General features: G+C 62.9%; 19 protein-coding genes. 12 read left to right on the top strand and 7 right to left on the bottom strand.

Translation table 11 applies throughout. The features are described from left to right. The 12 genes from arcD to ACU688_RS01105 all read left to right on the top strand — a co-directional run bounded on the left by arcD (nucleotide 1) and on the right by ACU688_RS01105 (nucleotide 14,561). Nucleotides 1-1,428: an arginine-ornithine antiporter gene (arcD, locus tag ACU688_RS01160; protein ID WP_026136948.1), complete on the top strand. Its 1,428-nt coding sequence runs from the start codon at nucleotides 1-3 to the stop codon at nucleotides 1,426-1,428. Between the two features lie 34 nt (nucleotides 1,429-1,462). Then, a complete protein-coding gene (arcA, locus tag ACU688_RS01155; protein WP_448183365.1) occupies nucleotides 1,463-2,719 on the top strand; it encodes an arginine deiminase in 1,257 nt (418 codons plus the stop codon). A 69-nt stretch (nucleotides 2,720-2,788) separates the two neighbouring features. Next, a complete protein-coding gene (locus ACU688_RS01150) occupies nucleotides 2,789-3,799 on the top strand; it encodes an ornithine carbamoyltransferase (RefSeq protein WP_124524915.1) in 1,011 nt (336 codons plus the stop codon). Nucleotides 3,800-3,946: 147 nt separating this feature from the next. Next, nucleotides 3,947-4,876 carry a carbamate kinase gene (arcC, locus tag ACU688_RS01145; RefSeq protein WP_124524917.1) on the top strand — a complete coding sequence of 310 codons (930 nt, stop codon included), beginning with the start codon at nucleotides 3,947-3,949 and terminating at the stop codon, nucleotides 4,874-4,876. Nucleotides 4,877-4,894: 18 nt separating this feature from the next. Continuing rightward, the gene (locus ACU688_RS01140; protein ID WP_207040665.1) at nucleotides 4,895-5,257 is read left to right on the top strand and encodes a DUF5064 family protein; all 363 of its coding nucleotides are present in this window, start codon (nucleotides 4,895-4,897) and stop codon (nucleotides 5,255-5,257) included. Between the two features lie 223 nt (nucleotides 5,258-5,480). Next, nucleotides 5,481-6,989, top strand: coding sequence for a transcriptional regulator GcsR (gcsR, locus tag ACU688_RS01135; RefSeq protein WP_448183364.1), 1,509 nt, complete (start codon nucleotides 5,481-5,483; stop codon nucleotides 6,987-6,989). 417 nt (nucleotides 6,990-7,406) lie between these two features. Further along, on the top strand, nucleotides 7,407-7,790 hold the full coding sequence (gcvH, locus tag ACU688_RS01130) for a glycine cleavage system protein GcvH (protein ID WP_078738842.1): 384 nt from the start codon (nucleotides 7,407-7,409) through the stop codon (nucleotides 7,788-7,790). Nucleotides 7,791-7,800: 10 nt separating this feature from the next. Next, nucleotides 7,801-10,638 carry an aminomethyl-transferring glycine dehydrogenase gene (gene gcvP, locus ACU688_RS01125; RefSeq protein ID WP_448183363.1) on the top strand — a complete coding sequence of 946 codons (2,838 nt, stop codon included), beginning with the start codon at nucleotides 7,801-7,803 and terminating at the stop codon, nucleotides 10,636-10,638. 191 nt (nucleotides 10,639-10,829) lie between these two features. Beyond that, nucleotides 10,830-12,206 (top strand): L-serine ammonia-lyase, encoded by a 1,377-nt coding sequence (locus ACU688_RS01120; RefSeq protein ID WP_448183362.1) that lies wholly within the window; start codon nucleotides 10,830-10,832, stop codon nucleotides 12,204-12,206. A gap of 39 nt (nucleotides 12,207-12,245) precedes the next feature. Further along, nucleotides 12,246-13,370 carry a glycine cleavage system aminomethyltransferase GcvT gene (gene gcvT, locus ACU688_RS01115; RefSeq protein ID WP_448183361.1) on the top strand — a complete coding sequence of 375 codons (1,125 nt, stop codon included), beginning with the start codon at nucleotides 12,246-12,248 and terminating at the stop codon, nucleotides 13,368-13,370. Between the two features lie 390 nt (nucleotides 13,371-13,760). Then, the gene (locus tag ACU688_RS01110; protein WP_003193835.1) at nucleotides 13,761-13,979 is read left to right on the top strand and encodes a cold-shock protein; all 219 of its coding nucleotides are present in this window, start codon (nucleotides 13,761-13,763) and stop codon (nucleotides 13,977-13,979) included. A gap of 93 nt (nucleotides 13,980-14,072) precedes the next feature. Continuing rightward, a complete protein-coding gene (locus ACU688_RS01105) occupies nucleotides 14,073-14,561 on the top strand; it encodes an RDD family protein (RefSeq protein ID WP_448183360.1) in 489 nt (162 codons plus the stop codon). 134 nt (nucleotides 14,562-14,695) lie between these two features. Here the strand turns inward: ACU688_RS01105 and nadA are convergent, their stop codons facing one another. From nadA to ACU688_RS01070, 7 genes are all read right to left on the bottom strand, one after another. After that, nucleotides 14,696-15,754 carry a quinolinate synthase NadA gene (gene nadA, locus ACU688_RS01100; RefSeq protein WP_124524925.1) on the bottom strand — a complete coding sequence of 353 codons (1,059 nt, stop codon included), beginning with the start codon at nucleotides 15,752-15,754 and terminating at the stop codon, nucleotides 14,696-14,698. Nucleotides 15,755-15,990: 236 nt separating this feature from the next. Then, nucleotides 15,991-17,277 (bottom strand): OmpP1/FadL family transporter, encoded by a 1,287-nt coding sequence (locus tag ACU688_RS01095; RefSeq protein ID WP_448183359.1) that lies wholly within the window; start codon nucleotides 17,275-17,277, stop codon nucleotides 15,991-15,993. A 190-nt stretch (nucleotides 17,278-17,467) separates the two neighbouring features. Next, a complete protein-coding gene (locus ACU688_RS01090) occupies nucleotides 17,468-18,541 on the bottom strand; it encodes a glucuronyl hydrolase (protein ID WP_448183358.1) in 1,074 nt (357 codons plus the stop codon). Beyond that, a complete protein-coding gene (locus ACU688_RS01085) occupies nucleotides 18,538-19,692 on the bottom strand; it encodes an MFS transporter (RefSeq protein ID WP_448183357.1) in 1,155 nt (384 codons plus the stop codon). The genes ACU688_RS01090 and ACU688_RS01085 overlap by 4 nt, the downstream gene beginning before the upstream one ends. After that, complete coding sequence (locus tag ACU688_RS01080; RefSeq protein WP_448183356.1) at nucleotides 19,689-20,825, bottom strand: acyl-CoA dehydrogenase family protein; 1,137 nt, start codon at nucleotides 20,823-20,825, stop codon at nucleotides 19,689-19,691. Before ACU688_RS01080 ends, ACU688_RS01085 begins: the two co-directional genes overlap by 4 nt. Further along, the gene (locus ACU688_RS01075; RefSeq protein ID WP_448183355.1) at nucleotides 20,819-22,468 is read right to left on the bottom strand and encodes a class I adenylate-forming enzyme family protein; all 1,650 of its coding nucleotides are present in this window, start codon (nucleotides 22,466-22,468) and stop codon (nucleotides 20,819-20,821) included. Before ACU688_RS01075 ends, ACU688_RS01080 begins: the two co-directional genes overlap by 7 nt. Beyond that, entirely contained in the window at nucleotides 22,465-24,276 is a 1,812-nt protein-coding gene (locus ACU688_RS01070) for a CoA transferase (protein WP_448183354.1), read from the bottom strand. The genes ACU688_RS01075 and ACU688_RS01070 overlap by 4 nt, the downstream gene beginning before the upstream one ends. Nucleotides 24,277-24,302 lie beyond the last annotated feature (26 nt).

Here is a 24,302-nt window from a genome sequence, read left to right as displayed (position 1 = left end):
ATGTCTGACACTCCCGGAAAACTTAGGCTTGGTGCACTGGTTGCACTTGTCGTCGGCTCAATGATTGGTGGCGGGATCTTCTCTCTGCCACAAAACATGGCCGCCAGCGCCGATGTCGGCGCAGTGTTGATTGGTTGGGTCATTACCGCCATCGGCATGTTGACCCTCGCTTTCGTGTTCCAGACCCTCGCCAACCGCAAGCCCGACCTCGACGGCGGTGTGTACGCCTACGCCAAGGCCGGTTTCGGCGATTACATGGGCTTCTCGTCCGCCTGGGGTTACTGGATCAGCGCCTGGCTGGGCAACGTCGGTTACTTCGTATTGCTGTTCAGCACCTTGGGTTACTTCTTCCCGATCTTCGGCGAGGGCAACACGCCAGCGGCCGTGATCGGTGCCTCGGCGCTGCTGTGGGCCGTGCATTTCCTGGTACTGCGCGGGATCAAGGAAGCGGCATTCATCAACCTGGTGACCACCGTCGCCAAGGTCGTGCCGCTGGTGCTGTTCGTCTTGATCGCGCTGTTCGCGTTCAAGCTGGAGATCTTCACCGCGGACATCTGGGGCGTGAAAAACCCCGACCTGGGCAGCGTGATGAACCAGGTGCGCAACATGATGCTGGTCACCGTGTGGGTGTTTATCGGTATCGAGGGCGCGAGCATCTTCTCGTCCCGTGCCGAAAAACGCTCCGACGTGGGCAAGGCCACCGTGATCGGCTTTATCACCGTGCTGCTGTTCCTGATGCTGGTGAACGTGCTGTCCCTGGGGATCATGACCCAACCGGAACTGGCCAAGCTGCAGAACCCGTCGATGGCCGCCGTGCTGGAGCATGTGGTGGGTCACTGGGGCGCGGTGCTGATCAGCGTCGGCTTGATCATCTCGCTGCTGGGGGCGCTGCTGTCGTGGGTGCTGCTGTGTGCGGAGATCATGTTTGCCGCCGCCAAGGACCACACCATGCCGGAGTTCCTGCGTAAGGAAAACGCCAACCACGTGCCGGTCAACGCCCTGTGGCTGACCAACGCGATGGTGCAGCTGTTCCTGATCATCACGCTGTTCTCCGCCAGCACCTACCTGTCGCTGATCTACCTCGCCACCTCGATGATCCTGGTGCCCTACCTGTGGTCGGCGGCCTACGCGCTGCTGCTGGCGGTGCGCGGCGAGACCTACGAAAACGCCCTCAAGGAGCGCAAGAAAGACCTGTTCATCGGCGCCATCGCCCTGATCTACGCGATCTGGCTGCTCTACGCCGGCGGCACCAAGTACCTGCTGCTCTCCGCCCTGCTCTACGCCCCCGGCGCGATCCTGTTCGCCAAGGCCAAGCGTGAACTGGGCAAACCGATTTTCACCAACGTCGAGAAGCTGATTTTCGCCGCAGTGGTCATTGGCGCCCTGGTGGCGGCCTATGGGCTCTACGACGGCTTCCTGACCCTGTAACACCTGAATCTTTTTGTTCACTGGAGGATCTGAAATGACCACGGAAAAAGTGAAGTACGGCGTACATTCCGAAGCCGGCAAACTGCGCAAAGTCATGGTGTGCTCCCCAGGCTTGGCCCACCAGCGGCTGACCCCCAACAACTGCGATGAACTGCTGTTCGATGACGTGCTGTGGGTGGCCCAGGCCAAGCGTGACCACTTCGACTTCGTGACCAAGATGCGCGAGCGGGATATTGATGTGCTGGAAATGCACAACCTGCTCACCGACATCGTCGCCATCCCTGAAGCCCTGGACTGGATCCTGGAGCGCAAGATCACCGCCAACACCGTTGGCCTGGGCCTGGTCAATGAAGTCGGCTCGTGGCTGCGCAGCCTGGAGCCGCGCAAGACCGCCGAGTTCCTCATCGGTGGCGTATCCGCCGATGACCTGCCGAGCCAATTCGGCGGCAAGACCATCGAGATGTTCCGCGACTTCCTCGGCCACGCCAGCTTCATTCTGCCGCCGTTGCCCAACACCCAGTTCACCCGTGACACCACCTGCTGGATCTACGGCGGCGTGACGCTGAACCCGATGTACTGGCCGGCGCGACGTCAGGAAACCCTGCTGACCACCGCCATCTATAAGTTCCACCCCGAGTTCACCAACGCCGACTTCCAGATCTGGTACGGCGACCCTGACCAGGAACACGGCGCGTCCACCCTGGAAGGCGGTGACGTGATGCCAATCGGCAACGGTGTGGTGTTGATCGGCATGGGCGAGCGCTCGTCCCACCAGGCCATCGGCCAACTGGCGCGCAACCTGTTCAAGAACAAGGCCGTGGAAAAAGTCATCGTCGCCGGCCTGCCAAAATCCCGCGCCGCGATGCACCTGGACACCGTGTTCAGCTTCTGCGACCGCGACCTCGTGACCATCTTCCCCGAAGTGGTCAACCAGATCGTCGCCTTCACCCTGCGCCCTGACGAAAGCAAACCCCACGGTATCGACATCACTCGGGAGAAATCCAACTTCCTCGACACCGTCGCCGCCGCCCTCGGCCTCAAGGCCCTGCGCGTGGTGGAAACCGGCGGCAACGCCTTCGCCGCCGAGCGCGAGCAGTGGGACGACGGCAACAACGTGGTGGCCGTGGAGCCCGGCGTGGTCATCGGCTACGACCGCAACACCTACACCAACACCCTGCTGCGCAAGGCCGGCGTGGAAGTGATCACCATCAGCGCCGGTGAACTCGGCCGGGGCCGTGGCGGCGGCCACTGCATGACCTGCCCGATCATCCGCGACCCTATCGACTACTAAACGACCATCCACCCGGCGGCGCATATCCCGCGCCGACCGGGCCGATTACCGAATCCAAGGAGAATCATCATGGCGTTCAACATCCACAACCGCAGCCTGCTCAGCCTGGAACACCACACCCCGCGCGAGCTGCGCTACCTGCTGGACCTGTCCCGCGACCTCAAGCGCGCCAAGTACACCGGCACCGAACAGCAACACCTCAAAGGCAACAACATTGCGCTGATCTTCGAAAAAACCTCGACCCGCACCCGCTGTGCCTTCGAAGTGGCGGCCTATGACCAGGGCGCCAACGTCACCTACATCGACCCGGGCTCGTCGCAGATCGGCCACAAAGAAAGCATGAAAGACACCGCCCGCGTGCTCGGGCGCATGTACGACGCCATCGAATACCGTGGCTTCAAGCAGGAAATCGTCGAAGAACTGGCCAAGTTCGCCGGCGTGCCGGTATTCAACGGCCTGACCGATGAATACCACCCGACCCAGATGATCGCCGACGTGCTGACCATGCGTGAACACGCCGACAAGCCGATCCACGAGATCAGCTACGCCTACCTGGGCGATGCGCGCAACAACATGGGCAACTCGCTGCTGCTGGTGGGTTCCAAGCTGGGCATGGACGTGCGCATCTGCGCGCCAAAAGCCCTGTGGCCTCACGATGATCTCGTCGGCCGCTGCAAAAAATACGCGGAAGAAAGTGGTGCGCGCATCACCCTCACCGAAGACCCGAAAGCCGCCGTCAAAGGCGTGGACTTCATCCACACCGACGTCTGGGTCTCCATGGGCGAACCGGTGGAAGCCTGGGCCGAGCGCATTGAGCAACTGCTGCCGTACCAAGTAAACGCCGAGCTGATGAAAGCCACCGGCAACCCACGCACCAAGTTCATGCACTGCCTGCCGGCGTTCCACAACAGCGATACCAAGATCGGTAAGCAGATTGCCGAGCAGTATCCGCACCTGGCCAATGGCATTGAAGTGACGGACGACGTGTTCGAGTCGCCGGCGTGCATAGCCTTCGAGCAGGCGGAGAACCGCATGCATACCATCAAGGCGATTTTGGTCTCCACCCTGGCCGACCTCTAAGGCACGACACCGTCAATGTGGGAGCTGGCTTGCCTGCGATGCAGGCAACTCGGTCGCTCAGAGAGACCGCGGTGATGCCATCGCGGGCAAGCCCGGCTCCCACATTGACCGTGTTCCTTCATCAGTTTTTTTAGAAGGACAGACGCTATGCGTATCGTCGTTGCACTGGGCGGGAACGCCCTGCTCCGCCGTGGTGAACCCATGACTGCGGACAACCAACGCGCCAATATCCGAATCGCCACCGAACAGATCGCCAAGATCCACCCCGGCAATGAACTGGTGATCGCCCACGGCAATGGCCCGCAAGTCGGCCTGCTGTCGTTGCAGGCGGCGGCCTACACCCAGGTGTCGCCGTACCCGCTGGACGTGCTCGGTGCCGAAACCGAAGGCATGATCGGCTACATCATCGAACAGGAACTGGGCAACCTGCTGGACTTCGAAGTGCCCTTCGCCACCCTACTCACCCAGGTCGAAGTGGACGCCAACGACCCGGCGTTCAAGAACCCGACCAAGCCCATCGGCCCGGTGTATTCCAAGGCCGAAGCGGAAAAACTCGCCGCTGAAAAAGGCTGGGCGATTGCCCCGGACGGCGACAAATACCGCCGTGTGGTGGCCAGCCCGCGGCCGAAGCGCATCTTTGAAATCCGCCCGATCAAGTGGCTGCTGGAAAAAAGCAGCATCGTGATCTGCGCCGGTGGTGGCGGCATCCCGACCATGTACGGCGAAGACGGCAAGCTCAAGGGCATCGAAGCGGTGATCGACAAGGACCTGTGCTCGTCGCTGCTGGCGTCGCAACTGGAAGCCGACTTGCTGGTGATCGCCACGGACGTCAACGCGGCCTTTATCGACTACGGCAAGCCGACCCAGAAAGCCATCGGCCAGGCCCACCCCGACGAAATCGAAAAACTCGGCTTCGCCGCCGGCTCCATGGGGCCCAAGGTGCAAGCGGCCTGCGAGTTCGCCCGCAAGACTGGCAAAACCGCCGTCATCGGTTCACTCTCGGACATCGAAGCGATTGTCCAGGGCAGCGCCGGCACACGCATCAGTACGGCAAAACCTGGCATCACCTACCTGTGAAGTTGAGGAGAAACGCCTATGGCCATCTTTGAACCGGGTCACTTGCACGTCGAACGTCATGCGCTCAATGCCAATGACTACAGCTACAACCTGTGCATCGACTATGAAGTCAGCCAGGACCCCAAGGAAGGCAAGGGCATGCTCTTTAAACTGCATGGCTCGGTGCAGGGCAAGGACCTCAAGGAAGAGTTCTTTTTACCCAAGGACCAGGCGTTCGACTTTGCCCGGCATGCGATGAACATCGCGCAGAAATACGGCATGCCAAAGATCGCGGTGCTCAACGGCTCGATGCACAAGCAGTACGACCTGATGTTCGAGGATGTGCGGCATCAGTTGGATGTGAAGCCAGGTGATCCGGTCAAACCCGAACACCTGGAATGACCCTTCTCTCATAGGCAAAACAGGACAAATGTGGGAGCTGGCTTGTGGTGGCGAGGGAGCTTGCTCCCGCTGGGGTGCGAAGCGCCCCCAAGAGCCGGCTCCAGCTGCGCTGTCGGACGGGAGCAAGCTCCCTCGCCACCGCAAGCCCGCTCCCACATTTTGATCTCCATCGTCAGCAAGGCATACTTGCCACCTCTCGCACCACAGAACCAAACGCCATCCCATGCGTATCCACGTCAGCTTCATCGACCGCGTCGGCATCACCCAGGAAGTCCTGGCCCTGCTCGGTGGGCGCAATCTCAACCTGGATGCGGTGGAAATGGTGCCGCCCAACGTCTACATCGACGCGCCAACCCTCAGCGCCGAGGTGCTCGAAGAACTGCGCGACGCCCTCTTCAGCGTGCACGGCGTACAGGCCGTCACCGTGGTGGACATCCTTCCCGGCCAGCGCCGCCACCTGCAACTCGACGCCCTGCTGGCCGCCATGACCGACCCGGTGCTGGCCCTGGACAGCGCGGGCAAGATCCTGCTGGCCAACCCGGCCTTGATCGCGCTGTACGGGCGCGAACCTGCCGGGGAAAGCATCAGCGAGCTGTTCAACGACCCGGCGCTGCTCGCCACCTTGCTGGAGCATGGCTTTCGCTTGCCGCTGCGCGAGATCAGCGTCAACGGCCAGACCCTGCTGCTGGACGCCACGCCGATCACCGACGCCGGCGCCCTGCTGACCCTCTACCAACCCAACCGCATCGGCGAACAACTGTCGGCACTGCACCACGACCATGCCGAAGGTTTTGACGCGCTGCTCGGCGAATCGCCGGTGATCCGCACCCTCAAGGCGCGGGCGCAGCGGGTGGCGGCGTTGGATGCGCCGCTGTTGATCCAGGGCGAGACCGGCACCGGCAAAGAGCTGGTGGCGCGGGCCTGCCACGCCAGCAGTGCACGCCACAGTGCGCCGTTCCTGGCATTGAACTGCGCGGCGTTGCCGGAGAACCTCGCCGAGAGCGAGTTGTTCGGCTATGCACCGGGCGCGTTTACCGGCGCGCAACGTGGTGGCAAGCCGGGGCTGATGGAACTGGCCAACCAGGGCACGGTGTTCCTCGATGAGATCGGCGAGATGTCGCCGTATTTGCAGGCCAAGCTGCTGCGCTTTCTCAATGATGGCAGCTTCCGCCGCGTGGGGGGCGACCGTGAGGTGAAGGTCAACGTGCGCATCCTCAGCGCCACCCACCGCGACCTGGAAAAGATGGTCAGCGAGGGCACCTTTCGCGAAGACCTGTTCTATCGCCTCAACGTGCTCAACGTCGAAGTGCCGCCGCTGCGCCAACGCGGCCAGGACATCCTGTTGCTGGCGCGCTACTTCATGCAGCAGGCCTGCGCGCAGATCCAGCGCCCGGTCTGCCGCCTGGCGCCTGGCACCTACCCGGCGCTGTTGGGCAACCGCTGGCCGGGCAACGTGCGCCAGTTGCAGAACGTGATCTTCCGCGCAGCCGCCATCTGCGAAAGCAGCCTGGTGGACATCGGCGACCTCGACATCGCCGGCACCTCGGTGGCGCGCCAGAGTGACAACGAAGTCGACAGCCTGGAACAGGCCGTGGAGGACTTCGAACGCAGCCTGCTGGAAAAGCTCTACACCAGCTATCCGTCGACTCGGCAATTGGCCAGCCGGTTGCAGACGTCGCACACGGCCATTGCCCATCGCCTGCGCAAGTACGGCATCCCCAACAAGCCTTAGCTGACAAAACGCGGTCCACATGTAGGAACTGGCTTTTGTGGGAGCTGGCTTGCCTGCGATAGCGGTGGGTCAGCAAGCCCATGTGTCACTGACAGACCGCTATCGCAGGCAAGCCAGCTCCCACAGGGACTGCATTCCAAATTTTGGTCCAGGAACGACATCGGCTGTACTGAAAGCGCTACAGCGTAACGATATCGCTACAACCCTGTTTTTCGCGTGCCATGCAAGGCTTTGATCCACATAGGCTTTTTTTCCTGCGCCCAACTGTATCGAAATCGCTACAGCTGCACTGCATAGCGCTATAACCATATTTGTTAACTTGTTGATTTATAACGATTTAATAACCTTGGCCGCAATCTTGCTAAGCAACTCCCCATTATTCCGTCCACCAGACGAATCTGGCCCCGAGGAGTTTCCATGAGCGAGTTGCGTTTCACTGAAGATCACGAATGGCTGCGCGCCGAAGCTGACGGCAGCGTCACCGTGGGTATCACCGCTTTCGCGCAGAACGCGCTGGGTGATGTGGTTTTCGTGCAACTGCCGGAGTTGCAGGCCTACGACAAGGGCGCCGAAGCGTCCACCGTGGAGTCGGTCAAGGCCGCCAGCGGCGTGTACATGCCGCTGACTGGCGAAGTGCTGGAAGTGAACGACAAGTTGAGCGACAGCCCGGAGCTGGTCAACGAAGACCCGATGGGCGAAGGCTGGTTCTTCCGCTTTAAACCGGCCGATGCCGACGCGGTAGCTAAACTGTTGGATCAGGACGCGTACGACCGCCTGATCAAAGCCAACGCTGAAGCTTGAGGAGCGCGCAATGACCGTTCAACTGACCACCGCCAACGAATTCATCGCCCGCCACATTGGCCCGCGCGCGGAAGACGAGCAGCAGATGCTCGCCAGCCTGGGTTTTGACTCCCTGGAAGCCCTGAGCGCCAGCGTGATCCCGGAAAGCATCAAGGGCACCAGCGTGCTCGGCCTGGAAGACGGCCTGAGCGAAGCCGAGGCCCTGGCCAAGATCAAGGCCATCGCCGGCAAGAACCAACTGTTCAAGACCTATATCGGCCAGGGCTACTACAACTGCCACACACCGTCGCCGATCCTGCGCAACCTCCTGGAAAACCCGGCCTGGTACACCGCCTACACGCCGTATCAACCCGAGATTTCCCAAGGCCGCCTGGAAGCGCTGCTGAACTTCCAGACCCTGATCAGCGACCTCACCGGCCTGCCGATCGCCAACGCCTCCCTGCTCGACGAAGCCACCGCCGCCGCCGAAGCCATGACCTTCTGCAAGCGCCTGAGCAAGAACAAGGGCAGCAACGCCTTCTTCGCCTCCGTCCACAGCCACCCGCAAACCCTCGACGTGCTGCGCACCCGTGCCGAGCCGTTGGGCATCGACGTGGTCGTAGGCGATGAGCGCGAACTGACTGACGTCAGCCCGTTCTTCGGCGCCCTGCTGCAATACCCAGCGAGCAACGGTGACGTATTCGACTACCGCGCACTGACCGAGCGCTTCCACGCCGCCAACGCCCTGGTGGCCGTGGCCGCCGACCTGCTGGCCCTGACCCTGCTGACCCCACCGGGTGAGTTCGGCGCCGACGTGGCCATCGGCAGCGCACAACGCTTCGGCGTGCCACTGGGCTTTGGTGGCCCGCACGCGGCGTACTTCTCCACCAAGGATGCGTTCAAGCGCGACATGCCGGGCCGTCTGGTCGGTGTCTCGGTGGACCGTTTCGGCAAGCCGGCCCTGCGCCTGGCCATGCAGACCCGCGAGCAACATATCCGCCGCGAGAAAGCCACGTCGAACATCTGCACCGCCCAGGTGCTGCTGGCCAACATCGCCAGCATGTACGCCGTGTACCACGGCCCCAAAGGCCTGACCCAAATCGCCCAGCGCGTGCACCAGTTGACCGCGATTCTGGCCAACGGCCTGACCACCCTGGGTTTCAAGGTCGAGCAACAGCACTTCTTCGACACCATCACCCTCAACACCGGCGCCAACACCGCCGCCCTGCACGACAAGGCCCGCGCCCAGCGCATCAACCTGCGTGTGGTGGACGGTGAGCGTCTTGGCGTTTCCGTGGATGAAACCACCACCCAGGCCGATATCGAAACCCTGTGGGCGATCTTCGCCGACGGCAAGGCACTCCCCGCCTTCGCCGAGACTGAAAGCACCCTGCCCGCCGCCCTGCTGCGCCAGTCGCCCGTGCTCAGCCACCCGGTGTTCAACCGTTATCACTCGGAAACCGAGCTGATGCGCTACCTGCGCAAGCTGGCCGACAAGGACCTGGCGCTGGACCGCACCATGATCCCGCTGGGCTCGTGCACCATGAAGCTCAACGCCGCCAGCGAAATGATCCCGGTGACCTGGGCCGAGTTCGGCGCCCTGCACCCGTTCGCCCCGGCCGAGCAAAGCGCCGGCTACCTGGAGCTGACCTCCGACCTGGAAGCCATGCTCTGCGCGGCCACCGGCTACGACGCGATTTCCCTGCAACCGAACGCCGGTTCTCAGGGTGAGTACGCCGGCTTGCTGTCGATCCGTGCCTATCACCAGAGCCGTGGCGACGAGCGCCGCGACATCTGCCTGATCCCGTCGTCGGCCCACGGCACCAATCCGGCGACCGCCAACATGGCCGGTATGCGCGTGGTCGTCACCGCGTGCGATGCACGTGGCAACGTCGACATCGAAGACCTGCGCGCCAAGGCCATCGAGCACCGCGAGCACCTCGCCGCGCTGATGATCACCTACCCGTCCACCCACGGCGTGTTTGAAGAAGGTATCCGCGAAATCTGCGGGATCATCCACGACAACGGCGGCCAGGTGTACATCGACGGCGCCAACATGAACGCCATGGTCGGCCTGTGCGCACCGGGCAAGTTCGGCGGCGACGTGTCCCACCTGAACCTGCACAAGACCTTCTGCATCCCCCACGGCGGTGGCGGCCCGGGCGTTGGCCCGATTGGCGTGAAGTCGCACCTCACGCCGTTCCTGCCAGGCCACGCGGCCATGGAACGCAAGGAAGGCGCGGTGTGCGCGGCGCCGTTCGGCAGCGCGAGCATTTTGCCGATCACCTGGATGTACATCAGCATGATGGGCGGCGCGGGCCTCAAGCGCGCTTCGCAGCTGGCGATCCTGAATGCCAACTACATTTCCCGTCGCCTCGAAGAGCACTACCCCGTGCTCTACACCGGCAGCAACGGCCTAGTGGCGCATGAATGCATCCTCGATCTGCGCCCACTCAAAGACAGCAGCGGCATCAGCGTGGATGACGTAGCCAAGCGTTTGATCGATTTCGGCTTCCACGCGCCGACCATGTCGTTCCCGGTGGCCGGCACCTTGATGATCGAGCCGACCGAAAGCGAATCCAAGGAAGAACTGGACCGCTTCTGCAACGCGATGATCGCGATCCGCGAAGAAATCCGTGCGGTGGAAAACGGCACGTTGGACAAGGACGACAACCCGCTGAAAAACGCGCCGCACACCGCCGCTGAATTGGTGAGCGAGTGGACCCACCCCTACACCCGCGAGCAGGCGGTGTACCCGGTGCCGTCGTTGATCGAAGGCAAGTACTGGCCGCCGGTTGGGCGAGTGGACAACGTGTTTGGTGATCGCAACCTAGTGTGTGCGTGCCCGTCGATCGAGAGCTACGCGTAAACCTGACTGACGGAACACGGTCAAATGTGGGAGCTGGCTTTTGTGGGAGCTGGCTTGCCTGCGATGCAGGCACCTCGGTCTATCAGGTAGACAGGGGTGATGCTATCGCAGGCAAGCCAGCTCCCACATAGGCCTCCTCCACAGTGAGACCGAGCGCACCCAGAAAATAATAAGAAACCGGAGAACAACTCATGGCTTTAAGCGTGTTCGACCTGTTCAAGATTGGCATCGGCCCCTCCAGTTCCCACACCGTTGGCCCGATGCGCGCCGCCGCTCGATTCGTCGAGGGCCTCAAGCGCGACCACCTGCTGGGCACCACCACCTGCGTCAAGGTGGAGCTCTATGGCTCGCTGGGCGCCACCGGCAAAGGCCACGGCAGCGACAAGGCCGTGTTGCTGGGCCTGGAAGGCGAACACCCCGACACCGTGAATACCGAAACCGTAGCCGCCCGCCTGACGCAGATGCGCAAGGACGGTTGCCTGAATTTGCTCGGCGAACACAGCATTGCGTTCAACGAGAAAGAACACCTGGCGATGATCCGCAAACCCCTCGCCTACCATCCCAACGGCATGATCTTTCGTGCCTTCGACGCCGCCAATATCCAGATCCGCAGCCGTGAGTACTACTCGGTCGGCGGTGGTTTTGTGGTGGATGAAGATGCCGCCGGCGCCGACCGCATCGTCGAAGATGCGACCCCGCTGACCTTCCCGTTCAAGCACGCCAAGGACCTGCTCGGCCATTGCACCACCTACGGGCTGTCCATCAGCCAGGTGATGCTGACCAACGAAAGTGCCTGGCGCCCTGAAGCCGAAACCCGCGCCGGGCTGCTGAAGATCTGGCAGGTCATGCAGGACTGCGTGGATGCGGGCTGTCGCAACGAAGGCATCTTGCCCGGTGGCTTGAAGGTCAAGCGCCGCGCGGCGGCGTTGCATCGCCAACTGTGCAAGCACCCGGAGTCCGCGCTGCGTGATCCGCTGTCAGTGCTGGACTGGGTCAACCTGTACGCGCTGGCAGTCAACGAAGAAAACGCCAACGGCGGACGCGTGGTAACGGCGCCCACCAACGGTGCGGCCGGGATCGTCCCGGCCGTGCTGCATTACTACATGCGGTTTATCCCCGGTGCGAATGAAGACGGCGTGGTGCGCTTCCTGCTCACCGCCGCCGCCATCGGCATTCTGTACAAGGAAAACGCCTCGATCTCCGGCGCCGAAGTCGGCTGCCAGGGCGAAGTCGGCGTGGCCTGCTCCATGGCCGCCGGCGCCCTGTGCGAAGTGTTGGGCGGCACGGTTTCCCAGGTGGAAAACGCCGCCGAGATCGGCATGGAACACAACCTCGGCCTGACCTGCGACCCGATTGGCGGGCTCGTGCAGGTGCCGTGCATCGAGCGCAACGCGATGGGCTCGGTGAAAGCCATCAATGCGGTGCGCATGGCCTTGCGCGGCGACGGGCAGCACTTTGTGTCCCTCGACAAGGTCATCCGCACCATGCGCCAGACCGGCGCCGATATGAAAAGCAAATACAAGGAAACCGCCCGTGGCGGTTTGGCGGTCAACATTATCGAGTGCTGACGCCGCAAGGCGCGCCAGCACGTTTTTCAGGAGCTGAATATGTCCACCGAAACCCTGTTGAAAACCCCATTGCACGCCCTGCACCTCGAACTCGGCGCGCGCATGGTGCCCTTCGCCGGCTACGACATGCCGGTGCAGTACCCATTGGGCGTGATGAAGGAACACCTGCACACCCGCGATCAGGCCGGGCTGTTCGACGTGTCCCACATGGGCCAGATCCGCCTCACCGGCGCGAATGCCGCCAAGGCCCTGGAAACCCTGGTGCCGGTCGACATCATCGACCTGCCGGTGGGCATGCAGCGTTATGCGATGTTCACCAACGACCAAGGCGGCATCCTCGATGACCTGATGGTGGCCAACCTGGGTAACGACGAGCTGTTCCTGGTGGTCAACGCCGCGTGCAAGGACCAGGACCTGGCGCACCTGCGCAAACACATTGGCGAGCAGTGCAGCATCGAGCCGCTGTTCGAAGAACGTGCCCTGCTCGCCCTGCAAGGCCCGGCGGCGGTGAAGGTGCTGGCGCGCCTGGCACCGGAAGTGACCAAGATGACCTTCATGCAGTTCGCCACCCTGCGCCTGCTGGGTGTGGAGTGCTACGTCAGCCGTTCGGGCTACACCGGTGAAGACGGCTTTGAAATCTCCGTGCCCGCCGCCAACGCCGAAAGCCTGGCCCGCAGCCTGCTGGCCGAAACCGAAGTACAGGCCATCGGCCTGGGCGCCCGCGACTCCCTGCGCCTGGAAGCCGGCCTGTGCCTGTATGGCCACGACATGAACAGCGAGACCACACCGATTGAAGCCAGCCTCCTGTGGGCGATCTCCAAGGCCCGCCGCGCCGACGGCGCGCGTGCCGGTGGCTTCCCGGGCGCCGACCGCATCTTCACCCAGCAGCAAACCGGTGTAAGCCGCAAGCGCGTAGGCCTGCTGCCCCAAGAGCGCACGCCAGTGCGTGAAGGCGCAGAGATCGTTGACGAACACGGCACCGTGATCGGCAGCGTGTGCAGCGGCGGCTTTGGCCCGACCCTCGGCGGCCCGCTCGCCATGGGTTACCTGGACAGCGCATTCACCGCGCTGGACACCGAAGTGTCTGCGTTGGTACGTGGGAAAAAGGTGCCACTGCGTGTAAGTAAAATGCCATTTGTGCCGCAACGTTACTACCGTGGCTGATTGACTGTTTCTATAAGTAACGCGGTTGCATTAACGCGCACTAATTTGTAACGCAACCGCCATAAAACAGTGCATTGACGATAGTCAACTTAATAGGGAACAACCTATAACAAGTGATCAACTCTATCGAATAAGCCGAATCCCCTGCGGTGACAAAAGTGTCACAAACCCGAGCAAACGCTGGGGTTTTGGCAGGGCTTGTATTTTCTCTATTAGTTGGCGTAGAGTTTGCCCACTGTGTTTGCATGGGTCGCTTTGAACCTGGACCTGGGCAGTAGCCGAAGTGTTGCTACAACCCGTTCGATGTCTCTTACTTTCCTGCAATCCAGCCCAGTACTCTTTCATGCGAAAGAGGCTGTCATTAATTTTTAGCGTCAAGGAAATAAGAAAATGTCGGATAGCAAACGTCAGAGCGGCACCGTCAAGTGGTTTAACGACGAAAAAGGGTTTGGTTTTATCACTCCAGAAAGCGGCCCGGATCTGTTCGTGCATTTCCGCGCTATTCAGGGCAACGGCTTCAAGAGCCTGAAAGAAGGCCAGAAAGTGACCTTCGTTTCGGTCCAGGGCCAAAAAGGCCTGCAAGCAGACGAAGTACAAGCAGAAGGTTGATCCTTCCTGCGACAAAAAGCCCCTGACATGACATCAGGGGCTTTTTTATGGGCGTTATTCCGTACTATGGATCTTTTTTCCGAGAGCCCTGCCATGTCCAAATCCCTGCTGAGCCCCCAGGGCGAGTTTCCCGCCGTTGGCCTGGGCCGTCGTCTGGCAGCGATGTTCTATGACTTCTTGCTGTGCACCGCGCTGCTGATCGTCACCGCGTTTATCTACAAGCTGGTGTGGATGGCGTTTATCGGCGAAGCCAAGATGCGCACCCTCACCGAATCCGGCGCGTTGGACGGCGACCCGTTGCTGTCAACGATTCTGCTGTTTGTGGTGTTTGGGTTCTTCGCCAAATTCTGGACCCATTCCGGCCAGACCTTGGGCATGCAGGTGTGGGGCGTGCGCGTGCAGAACGCGGATGGCTCGCGCATCAGCCTGTGGCAGGCGCTGCTGCGGTTTGTGGTGTCGATTGCGTCGTGGCTGTGCGTGGGGCTGGGGTTTGTCTGGTCGCTGTTTGATAAGCAAAAGCGCAGCTGGCATGACATTTATTCGGATACGCAGCTGGTGCGGATCCCGAAGCAAAAGAAGTAATCCCAGACGACACAAATCAACTGTGGGAGCTGGCTTGCCTGCGATAGCGTCAGCCCAGTCACTGCAATATTGACTGGTAGACCGCTATCGCAGGCAAGCCAGCTCCCACATTTTTGACCGCGTTCACAACGGGGTCAGGCGTTACCGGCCAGCTTCAACCGCGCTGCCTGGGTGAAATCCAGCATGCGTTTGAGCGGCCGCACCGCGTGCGGAATCACCGACGGCTCGACAAAGATCTCATTACTCCCCTCACGCAGGCACTGCAACGTACGCTCCAGCGTATTCATCGCCATCCACGGGCAGTGCGCGCAACTGCGGCACGCCGCGCCGTTACCGGCAGTGGGCGCTTCGACAAACACCTTGTCCGGGCACAGCTGCTGCATCTTGTAGAAGATGCCGCGGTCGGTCGCGACGATAAAGGTCTTGTTCGGCAAACGCTGGGCGGCAGCGATCAGCTGGCTGGTGGACCCCACGGCGTCCGCCAGTTCGATCACGGCGGTCGGTGATTCCGGGTGCACCAGGATCGCGGCGTCCGGGTACAGCGCCTTCATGTCTTCCAACTGCTTGGATTTGAACTCTTCGTGGACGATGCACGCACCGTCCCACAGCAGCATGTCGGCACCGGTCTGGCGCTGGATGTAGGTGCCCAGGTGCTTGTCCGGGCCCCAGATAATCGTCTCGCCGTTGTCCATCAGGCTTTCGACGATTTCCAGCGCGCAGCTGGACGTCACCACCCAATCCGCCCGGGCTTTGACCGCCGCCGAGGTGTTGGCATAGACCACCACCGTGCGCTCGGGATGCTGGTCGCAAAACGCCGAGAACTCGTCCACCGGGCAGCCCAGGTCCAGGGAGCACGTGGCTTCCAGGGTCGGCATGAGGATGCGTTTTTCCGGGGTGAGGATCTTGGCCGTCTCGCCCATGAACCGCACGCCGGCGACCAGTACGGTCTTGGCCGGGTGAGCGGCGCCGAAGCGGGCCATTTCCAGGGAGTCGGAAACACAGCCGCCGGTTTCTTCGGCCAGGGCCTGGATCACCGGGTCGCAGTAGAAGTGGGCAACCAGCACCGCGTCCTGAGCTTTAAGCTCGGCGGCGATGGCGGCGCGCAGGCTCGCCTCTTCTTCGGCGCTGAGGGCCTTGGGCTGCTTGGCGTCGAGGTGGGCTTGAACCAGAAGGCGTTCGGAAATTTGCGTCATGTTCGCAAGACCTGCAGGCGCAGTAGCGCGAAAGTCGAGTGTACCACCGGCTCTGGTGCCCTTCGGGCGCCGCCGGACGAAGTGTTTTTGTTCATCAAGCACGGGTGAAGCTGCGCAAGGCTACAGAATATCCAATCGTTTCAAAAGCCTAATCTGGCATCCAGCGCCACGCCCGTCGGGCAAAAAAAAACGGCAAGGCCCAGTGATGGACCTTGCCGTTTTCATGTTTGCACCGGTCAGAAGCGGTAAGTGACCGAACCACCAAAACCGTTGGCGCTGTTTTCGTACTTGGCGTCGTAGGTCAACTGCAACTGAGGGTTGTTGTCGCGCACCTTGATCGGCTCTTCCTTCAGGTAGGAATAGGCCACGTCAAAGGTCAGGTTATCCACGGGCGTCCAGCCGGCACCCAGGCTGAATACGGTGCGATCGCCCGTCGGAATACGCACGGAACGGTCGGTGTTATTGGTCGGTGTCTGGTCCACGGAAAAGCCCGTGCGCAGCACCAGTTGCTTGTTGAGCTGATACGACAGGCCGATCGCGTGGGACCAGGTGTCATGCCAGTGCTGTTCTTCGGTGATGGAGTCCAGGCCGGCCAGCTCAGCCGTAATGTCGGACACACCGGTGTTGTTCACCGTGATCTTCTTCAACTGGCTCCAGCGGGTGTAGGTGCTGCCCACATAGAGGGTCAGGGCATCGCTCAATTGGTGGGTGACCGAGAAGTCCACGGAAGACGGCGTGGTGACATTCAACTTCGCGTCATACTTCTGCGGCCCGCCGTCCAGCAGGTCGGACAGCACGCCCGAGGCGTTGGTATGGCCGCTCAGGTGATAGACCACTTGCGAATGGTAGGTGACGCCAACGCGGGTCGTGTCCAGGGCCTGCACCAGAATCCCGGCGTTGAAGCCCATCGCGGTGTCATCGCCCTTGATCTTGGCCGTTTCCGTGCCCAGGCCAAACGCAGGCACCTTGGAGTCCAACTCGCCGCTGATTTTGTTGAAGGTCGGGCCGAAACCTACCGAAACCTTATCATTGAACGCGTAGCTGACCGTCGGTTGCACGGTGATGACCTGCACCTTGCTCTTATTGCCAAAGCCATTGCCTTGAAAGCTGTGTTCATAGTCGGTCACCAGGCCAAACGGTGCGTAGATCCCCAGGCCAAACGCCCAGTGCTCGTCGATCGGCGTCACCAGGTAACCCATCGGCACGGCAATACCGGGGACCATATCGCCTTTGTTGGTGCCTGGATTCTCGGCGCCGCCCTGGGAGGAACTGGCGTCCTTGATGTTGGATTTGGCATCGAGGTAGGTCGCGCCGATGCTCACTTCATTCTGTTTGATGCGAGCCATACCGGCCGGGTTGCCGAACACCGTACTGGCGTCGTCCGCCGAGGAGGAGCGCCCGGCGTAGCCTGTACCCATCGAACTGATGCTTTGTTCGTTGAGCGCAAAACCACCGGCGAACAGCGGTGTGGAGGCAAGCGAAATGGCAAGCGCCAAAGCGCTTCTGAGAGTTTTTTTATTCATTATTAGGACTCGAATTATTGGGCAGCGGGAAGAAAGCTACCAACGTTCGAGCGGAGCGATTATGAAGAGTTTTTCATGCACAAGATTGTCGGACAATCCTATCCATTTCAAAGACTTTGACCGATTTAGCGCTTCTTTTTATGACTTTTTAACCTGATCGTGACCGGCGGGTTTCTGGCCCGACGGGGGCTCAAATCAGCCGAGCATCCAACTCCCCCGCCCAAGCCATCAACGCCGCCAGCAGAAAGAAACTGCCGCAGGCTGACTCGACTTTTTGCTCCGTCGTCGCCGACGTGCGATAGCAATGCCCGTTGAACCGCCCCTCGACAAAGTCGCCACTGCGCACGATCGCCGCCAGCAAACGCCCCGCCTCCTGCTGCAACAGATGTCCATCGGCCTGCTCCAGCCCCTGCGCTTGCAGGGCCAGCGACGCCATGGCCGCCGCGCACGGATCGTGCGGCCCATCAGGCTGATCCAGACGGTTGAGCGGTGCTTGCACCGAGCGGCTGCGCAGCCAGTATTGGCCGGCGCGTTGGGCATTATCGTGAAAGGGCACGCCGTACAGACGCGCACCAACGCCAAGGCCGAGCATGGCCCAGGCTTGGCCACGGGACCAATCGCCCGCCAGGTCACCGACGAGCCATTGGCCTTGCTCGTTGAGCGCGTGACTACTCCAGGCGCCCGCCCCCCCTGCACAGGCGCGAAACGAAGCCTGCAAGTGCTGGCGCCCCAAACTTAGCAGGTCAGGGGCGTTGCCTAACGCGAACAGGTTTAACGTCGCCGCCAGTGGGTCGATGCTCAAGCTGCGATCCCCCTGCGCGCCGCCGCCCATCTCGCGGCCCAGGGGGATGCAACCGAGCACCGGATCAAACCCGTGGGCCAGCCGTTGTGCAGCCTGCTTCGCCAAATCTGCAGCCTCTGGATCCGCCAATAACTGCGCACCAAGACCGGCGCCGTACCAGAAGATCAGCGCGCGGTGATGGGTGTCACTGTCGAGCTTGTCGCGAAGGCGTTCGGCAATCCTCAGCGCGTGTTGCCGATCCATCTGGCGCCCGTAATGGACGGCGCGCAACCACCACAACCCCGCCCAGAAACCGCCCAGCCACGAACCACCGGCCGAGACTTTCCAGGCGCCGTCGTTGTACAGCGGGAAACCTTCACCACAGACCGCCTCGATCTGCTCCAGTCGAGCCACAATCGCCTCGATGGCGCGCTGCGTCTCGGCACTGTTGAGCGGCCGGTCCAACACTTCGAACGCGCTCATTTGACCACCTGCAAACCCGGCGCCGCGCGCACCCGCGTCAGTACCAGGCTCAGCCCACAGGCCAGTAGCACCACGCCGATGGGCATCCACCAGGACTGGCCGAACACAAGCCCGAACAACGGCGGCCCCAGCGCAAACCCGCCGAAAAAGCCCACCGACAGTAGACCGGCCGACGGCGCCGGCGCGCCGAAACCGGGATCACGCAGCACCATGCTCATGGCGATGGCATTGGTCGCCACCGCCGTCAGGCCCATGCCCAGCGCACCGGCCCACAACAGCCAGTGACGCGCGGGCGTGGCCTGGGCGGTCAGCCACAACGCCACGCTCGCCAACAGCAGCAACACCAGCAACAACCACGACTCATCGGCCATGCGCGCACCCAACGGCGTCAACAGCGTGCGCGCGACAATGCCCATCACACCGAAGCCGGCGATCAAGCCGCCGATGGCCGTGGCCGACATGCCCTGCCCGGCGGCGAATACGCCGAGAAAGGTCACGAAGGACGACAGCACAACGCCCACGCACAACTGGATACTCATCAACACTGCCAGGCGCGCAGTCGGCCGCGCCACCCGCAAACTCAGCGGTTTGCGTGCCGATGACGCTGGCGCCACACGCGGCCCCAACACCGCCAGCAACAACGCTGGCAGCAGCAGGCACGCCAACGCCCCACGCCACCCAAAACCCAGCGCCAAGCCCGGCAACAACGCCCCGGCAAACAGCGCCGATACCTGCACCCCGGACTGCTTCAACCCGACCACCGCCGCCTTGAACTTCGGCTCGACGCGCTCGGCAATCAGCAGATTGGTCACCGGGTTGGCCAACGCCTGGGCAATCCCGCACACCGTCAGCGCCAGCACCACACCTGCAAATCCCGGCAAAGCGGCGAGCAGGCTGTAGGAACACGCCGTGCTCCAGAACAGCAACGCCAGGCCGCGCCGGCTGCCGAGCGCATTGACCAACGGCCCGGCCCACAACGACAGCAACGCGGCAAAACCAAAGGTGCTGGTGATCAACCAACCGAGCCACGGCGTCGGCACGCCAAGGTCGGCGACCATCAACGGGCCAAGGGTGCCGACTGCGTAGAAGATCAACATCGGCAGGGCCATGGCGCAGGTCAGCACCACGCGCAACCACAGGCTATTGCTCATCCCCGCACTCCCGACGACGGCAGGTCGAAGTCCAACCCGTCCACGCCACAGCTGTCCAGCAACTGCCGGCCGACCGCACTGATCAGCGCATCGTCGGTGCCGTCGAGGATGTGCGTGGTGCGCGCGGTGTTGTAGATGCCCGGCAGTGGCGACCACGCGCTCAAGCCTTCGGCGCCCATGATCTGGATCGCCGAATCCGCCGCCGCGCTCAACGCCTGGGACGCCGCGACCTTGGCGATATTCACCTCAACGCTGTTGGCCACGCCCGCATCGCGCTTGGCCGCCGCGTCCTGCAACAACAACCGCGCACTGGCGATGGCCTGGTACACACTGAACACCCGCAGGCGCACCAACTGCTTGTCGGCCAGGCGCGCCTGTTGGCCACGAGGCGAATGAATGCGCGCGCACATCAGGTCGAAACAACGCTGCGCCAACCCCAGCCAATGCACCGAGCGCAGGATGCGCCCCAGGCCCAGACGCGCCTGCATCAGCGCCAGCCCTTGCCCCGGCTGGCCCAGCACATAGGCCGGTGCCACCGGCACATCGTCAAAGGCCAACTCGCCCTGGCCACTGAAACGACCGAGGATCGACAACGGCCGCACCACGCGAAACCCCGGCGCATCCGCTGGCACCAGGAACATCGACAAGCCCTGCGCCGTCTGCGCCACCACCGTGACCAACGCCGCCCGCTCGGCGCGGCAGATAAACCACTTGCGCCCGTTCAAGCGCCACTGGCCGTCGATCAGTTCGGCATGAGCCGTAATCGTCGCCGGGATCGAACCGATGCTGTCCGGCTCGGACATGCCGTAACTCGACACCATCGCCCCGCAGGCCAACGGTTCCAGGAACCGCTGGCGCACCGCCTCGCTGGCGTGGCGGCTGAGCATGTGCAGATCCAGGGTGGCGTCATCGCCAAAGATCGCCGGGGCGTATTCCGAACGCCCCTCCTGCTCGGCCACCGCCAGGTACTCGCGCAGGCTACCGCCGGCTTGCGGATAAAAATTGCCCCACAATCCCTCGGCCCGCGCCTGCTCGCTCAGCTCGGCCAGCAACTGCGGATTACTCGCCAGTTCGGCTTCCAAAGGGATGATCCGCTCATCGACAAACTGCCGTACCCGCTGCGCCTTCAACATGCGATGCCCGCCCCGCTTTCGAGGAACGCCACTTCGGCGGCGAGGGATTTCTTGTCGATCTTGCCTGCGGGCGTCAGCGGCAACTGGCGATAGAAACGCAGGTATTCCGGCAGCTTGTTCACCTCCAGCCCTTGCTCGCCCAGGTAGTCGGTCAGTTCGCTGAGGGAGAAACGCGCCGCACCGTCACGCAAGGTCACGCAGATGCACACGCGCTGGCCGAGGTCCGGGTCGGGCACCGCGACGCAGGCGACGCTGACCACATCCGGGTGGCTGGTGGCGAGGGTTTCGATCTGCACCGGGCTGATGTTCGCGCCGCCACGGATGATGATGTCTTTCTTGCGCCCGGCGAGGATCAGGTAGCCGTCGTTGTCGATGTAGCCGAGGTCGCCGGTATTCACCCAGCCTTCGGCGTCGCGGTACTGCGCGTCGAGTTCCGGCGCGTTGACGTACTGCATCGGGCTCAACGGGCCGCGCGCCTTGATTTCACCGACGCTGCCCTGGGGCAATTCCACGCCGTCTTCGTCAAAGATCTTGATTGCGCACACCGCCGGGTTCGGCCGGCCGACGCTGTAGAACACCACGTCCAGCGCATCGTCCAGAGTGTTGTGGCAGTTCACCCCATCGGCGGAACCGTAGAGGCTGATAAAGCCGCAACCGAACGCCTCGACACAGCGGCGTACGGTGACTTCGTCGATCAGCGAACCGCCGCAGATCAGGCCGAGCAGGCTGGATTTATCCACCTGCGCCAACCGCCCATCGGCAGCGATACGTTGCAGCATGGTCGGCACGCCAAGGATGTGGGTCGGGCGCAATTGGGCGATGGCCTCGATGGCCGCCGCGACATCGAATTGCGGCAACACCGCAATCGAACCGCCGAGCCAGGACAGGCTGCCAAAGGTCGCCGTCGAACCAAACGACGAACCCAGCGGCACCAGGTACAGGCCACGGAACGTGCCGCCTTCGGGGTGCACACGTTGCAGGAAGCGCCCACGCCCGCCGACCAGGGCGTTGTGGGAATACGCGACCAATTTAGGCTCCGATTCGGTGCCGGAGGACACCAGCAACCGCACCGGAGAATTCGGGCACACCTCGGGCAATTGCGCTTCGCTCAACGGCTCGGCCTGGAACATCTGCTCCAGGCTCAACCAGCCTTTGCGCGCCTCGCCTTCGACGATCAGCACGCGCAGCGACAACAGTGTCGGGCGCAACGCTTCGATGACCTGGCACAAATCGATGCCGGCGTACTGCGACGGCACGATCACCGCCCGCGCATCGCAACGGCGCACCAGGGATTGGATGTCGAGGCTGCCGCGCCCCGGTGGAAACGGCGCGACCACCGCGCCCAGCGCCGCAGCGGCGAGGTCGATGGCGCAGCTGCGCCAGCTGTTGGTCAGCTGATACGCCACCACGTCGCCGGCGACGATGCCCGCGTTGCGCAAACTGGCAGCCATGCGCAGCGCCGCTGCGTGCAGCTCGCCGTAGCTGATGCTGCTGTCGGGTTCGAGCACCGCCGGTTTGTGCGGGTCGCGTTCGGCGTGTTCACGAAACAGTTGGTAGACCGAGCGGTTGGGGTAAGTGCCGTCCTGTTCCCACACGCTGCGCACAGCGGCGGGAACCAGATCGATAATGCCTGCGTTGTTCATCGAAAACTCCAGTGAGCGTTGACCGAGGTATAGGCATTCACGCTTAAACACGTCTTCAATCGCCTGTCTTGAGCCAGGGCTGACAGGTCTTCTACGGCCACTGAGGCCGGGATATCGGCGGCGCCCAGCACCTGTTGCCAGGTAGCGGCGGGTTGCGACGCCAAGGCGCTGCGGATGGCTGCGTCGCTGTGCAGGTCGCAGGCGAGAATTTGTTCCAGCTGCGAGAGCTGCTGCGGGGTCTGGCAGTCGATGGCCAACACGCCGTCGGCGGTCGGGTAGACGCCCTTGAGCAGGCTCGGTGCGGGTGCGTCCTGCACCGTCAGCAGGTTGGCGGCGCCGAGCAACGAGCTGTCGACCCGCGCGCCCTGGCCGCTGAGGGCACGGTGCAGCAAGGCCGCACTCACGCCTTGGGCGGCGACCACACCGCCGAGCACATCGAGCACGGTGAACAACGAACCGCCCGGCGTGGCCGAAGCCTCGCCGATCTGTGCGCCGACGCCGGACCAGGCCTGCACCATAAAGTCGGTGCCGGGCAGCGGTTCGCCCGGGCGGTCGTGGCCCCAGCCACCGGCGTAGGCGTACACCAGCGCCGGGTTGATGCGCATCAGGTCGGTGCTGTCCAGGCCCAGCTCGGCGGCCTTGCCCGGCGCCCAGTTGTGCAGGAACACATCGGCGTCACGCACCCGTTCAAACAGTTCGTCGCGACCGGCGCGGGACTTGATGTCCAGCTCGCGCACTTGCTTGTGCCGGTTCAGCGCATCGAAACGCACCGACACACCGTCGACACACGGCGGCATGCCGCGCAGCGGGTCACCACCGGGCAATTCGAGACGGATCACCTCGGCGCCCAGCAGCGCCAGCAGATGCCCGGCCAGCGGGCCCTGGATGCGGCGGCAGGATTCGATGACGGTGAGGCCGCTCAACGGCAGCGCCGGGTTGTCCAGGGCGCGCAACGGCTGGCCGCTAGCGGCGACGGCAAAACTCCACGGGCCTTGGGCGATTTGCGCGGGCAGGTCCGCATCGCCACGGCGCTCGGCAAGGCTGCGCAACGGGCACACCGCCATGCCGCTCAAGGCGCACAACGCGGTGATGCGCGCCATCGACAAGCGCGCCATGGCCTGGCGGAACACCGGCGGCATCGGCGCGACGGCTTTGGCGTAGCGCAGCAGGAAGGCTTTCCAGCCCTGCCCGGCCTGTTCGCCGTCAATACCGACCTGCGCCCAGAAGCGCCGCCAAGGTTCGGCGTCGAGGGTTTCCAATTCGAAATACACGCCGTCGGCCGACATGAACGGCGGGCGATTCTTCGCGCACGTCGCCCCCGGCAGCAGGTGTTCGGCTTCAGCGCCCGCCGTGGCACCGGCCAGGTATTGGGCGATGCTCAACACGCCGGCACCGGCCATGGAGGTGTCCACGCGGCTGAAATCGCCGCCACGCAGTTGCCCGACGGCAGCGGCCAACACGCCTTGCAGCGCGAGGCTGGCGCCGAGGGTGGAGACGTAATCCACTCCCAGCCCCTGGGCCTTGCCGCTGGCCCGGCCGTGCACCGACATCAAGCCGCAGGCCGCTTGCACCGTGTGTTCGGTGGCGCCGGCGTGGGTGCCGTCGGCCCAGCCATGAATCACAGCCTGCAATGACTTGAGGTCAGGATGATGCAGGCCGATGCACATGGCATCGCGCCTATCGCTGTCGTGGGGCGCCAGGCCCAGCGCCGTCGCCTGGTAGCGCAGTGACGCGGCCAAGCTGGCCATCCCGGCCTGTGCGCCGGTAAACGTGCCGCTGAGGCTACAGCCGTGTAGAAGTGCAGACATTCGACATTCGCCAGAAAGGTGATTGA

Source organism: Pseudomonas acericola (SeqCode) (genome assembly GCF_053456465.1).
This window is presented reverse-complemented; position numbering and strand designations above follow the sequence as displayed.

What these genes read in the sequence shown, in the direction of transcription:
- arcD (WP_026136948.1), top strand. Translation starts at nt 1, where the DNA reads ATGTCTGACACTCCCGGAAAACTTAGGCTTGGTGCACTGGTTGCACTT.
- arcA (WP_448183365.1), top strand. Translation starts at nt 1,463, where the DNA reads ATGACCACGGAAAAAGTGAAGTACGGCGTACATTCCGAAGCCGGCAAA.
- ACU688_RS01150 (WP_124524915.1), top strand. Translation starts at nt 2,789, where the DNA reads ATGGCGTTCAACATCCACAACCGCAGCCTGCTCAGCCTGGAACACCAC.
- arcC (WP_124524917.1), top strand. Translation starts at nt 3,947, where the DNA reads ATGCGTATCGTCGTTGCACTGGGCGGGAACGCCCTGCTCCGCCGTGGT.
- ACU688_RS01140 (WP_207040665.1), top strand. Translation starts at nt 4,895, where the DNA reads ATGGCCATCTTTGAACCGGGTCACTTGCACGTCGAACGTCATGCGCTC.
- gcsR (WP_448183364.1), top strand. Translation starts at nt 5,481, where the DNA reads ATGCGTATCCACGTCAGCTTCATCGACCGCGTCGGCATCACCCAGGAA.
- gcvH (WP_078738842.1), top strand. Translation starts at nt 7,407, where the DNA reads ATGAGCGAGTTGCGTTTCACTGAAGATCACGAATGGCTGCGCGCCGAA.
- gcvP (WP_448183363.1), top strand. Translation starts at nt 7,801, where the DNA reads ATGACCGTTCAACTGACCACCGCCAACGAATTCATCGCCCGCCACATT.
- ACU688_RS01120 (WP_448183362.1), top strand. Translation starts at nt 10,830, where the DNA reads ATGGCTTTAAGCGTGTTCGACCTGTTCAAGATTGGCATCGGCCCCTCC.
- gcvT (WP_448183361.1), top strand. Translation starts at nt 12,246, where the DNA reads ATGTCCACCGAAACCCTGTTGAAAACCCCATTGCACGCCCTGCACCTC.
- ACU688_RS01110 (WP_003193835.1), top strand. Translation starts at nt 13,761, where the DNA reads ATGTCGGATAGCAAACGTCAGAGCGGCACCGTCAAGTGGTTTAACGAC.
- ACU688_RS01105 (WP_448183360.1), top strand. Translation starts at nt 14,073, where the DNA reads ATGTCCAAATCCCTGCTGAGCCCCCAGGGCGAGTTTCCCGCCGTTGGC.
- nadA (WP_124524925.1), bottom strand. Translation starts at nt 15,754, where the DNA reads ATGACGCAAATTTCCGAACGCCTTCTGGTTCAAGCCCACCTCGACGCC.
- ACU688_RS01095 (WP_448183359.1), bottom strand. Translation starts at nt 17,277, where the DNA reads ATGAATAAAAAAACTCTCAGAAGCGCTTTGGCGCTTGCCATTTCGCTT.
- ACU688_RS01090 (WP_448183358.1), bottom strand. Translation starts at nt 18,541, where the DNA reads ATGAGCGCGTTCGAAGTGTTGGACCGGCCGCTCAACAGTGCCGAGACG.
- ACU688_RS01085 (WP_448183357.1), bottom strand. Translation starts at nt 19,692, where the DNA reads ATGAGCAATAGCCTGTGGTTGCGCGTGGTGCTGACCTGCGCCATGGCC.
- ACU688_RS01080 (WP_448183356.1), bottom strand. Translation starts at nt 20,825, where the DNA reads ATGTTGAAGGCGCAGCGGGTACGGCAGTTTGTCGATGAGCGGATCATC.
- ACU688_RS01075 (WP_448183355.1), bottom strand. Translation starts at nt 22,468, where the DNA reads ATGAACAACGCAGGCATTATCGATCTGGTTCCCGCCGCTGTGCGCAGC.
- ACU688_RS01070 (WP_448183354.1), bottom strand. Translation starts at nt 24,276, where the DNA reads ATGTCTGCACTTCTACACGGCTGTAGCCTCAGCGGCACGTTTACCGGC.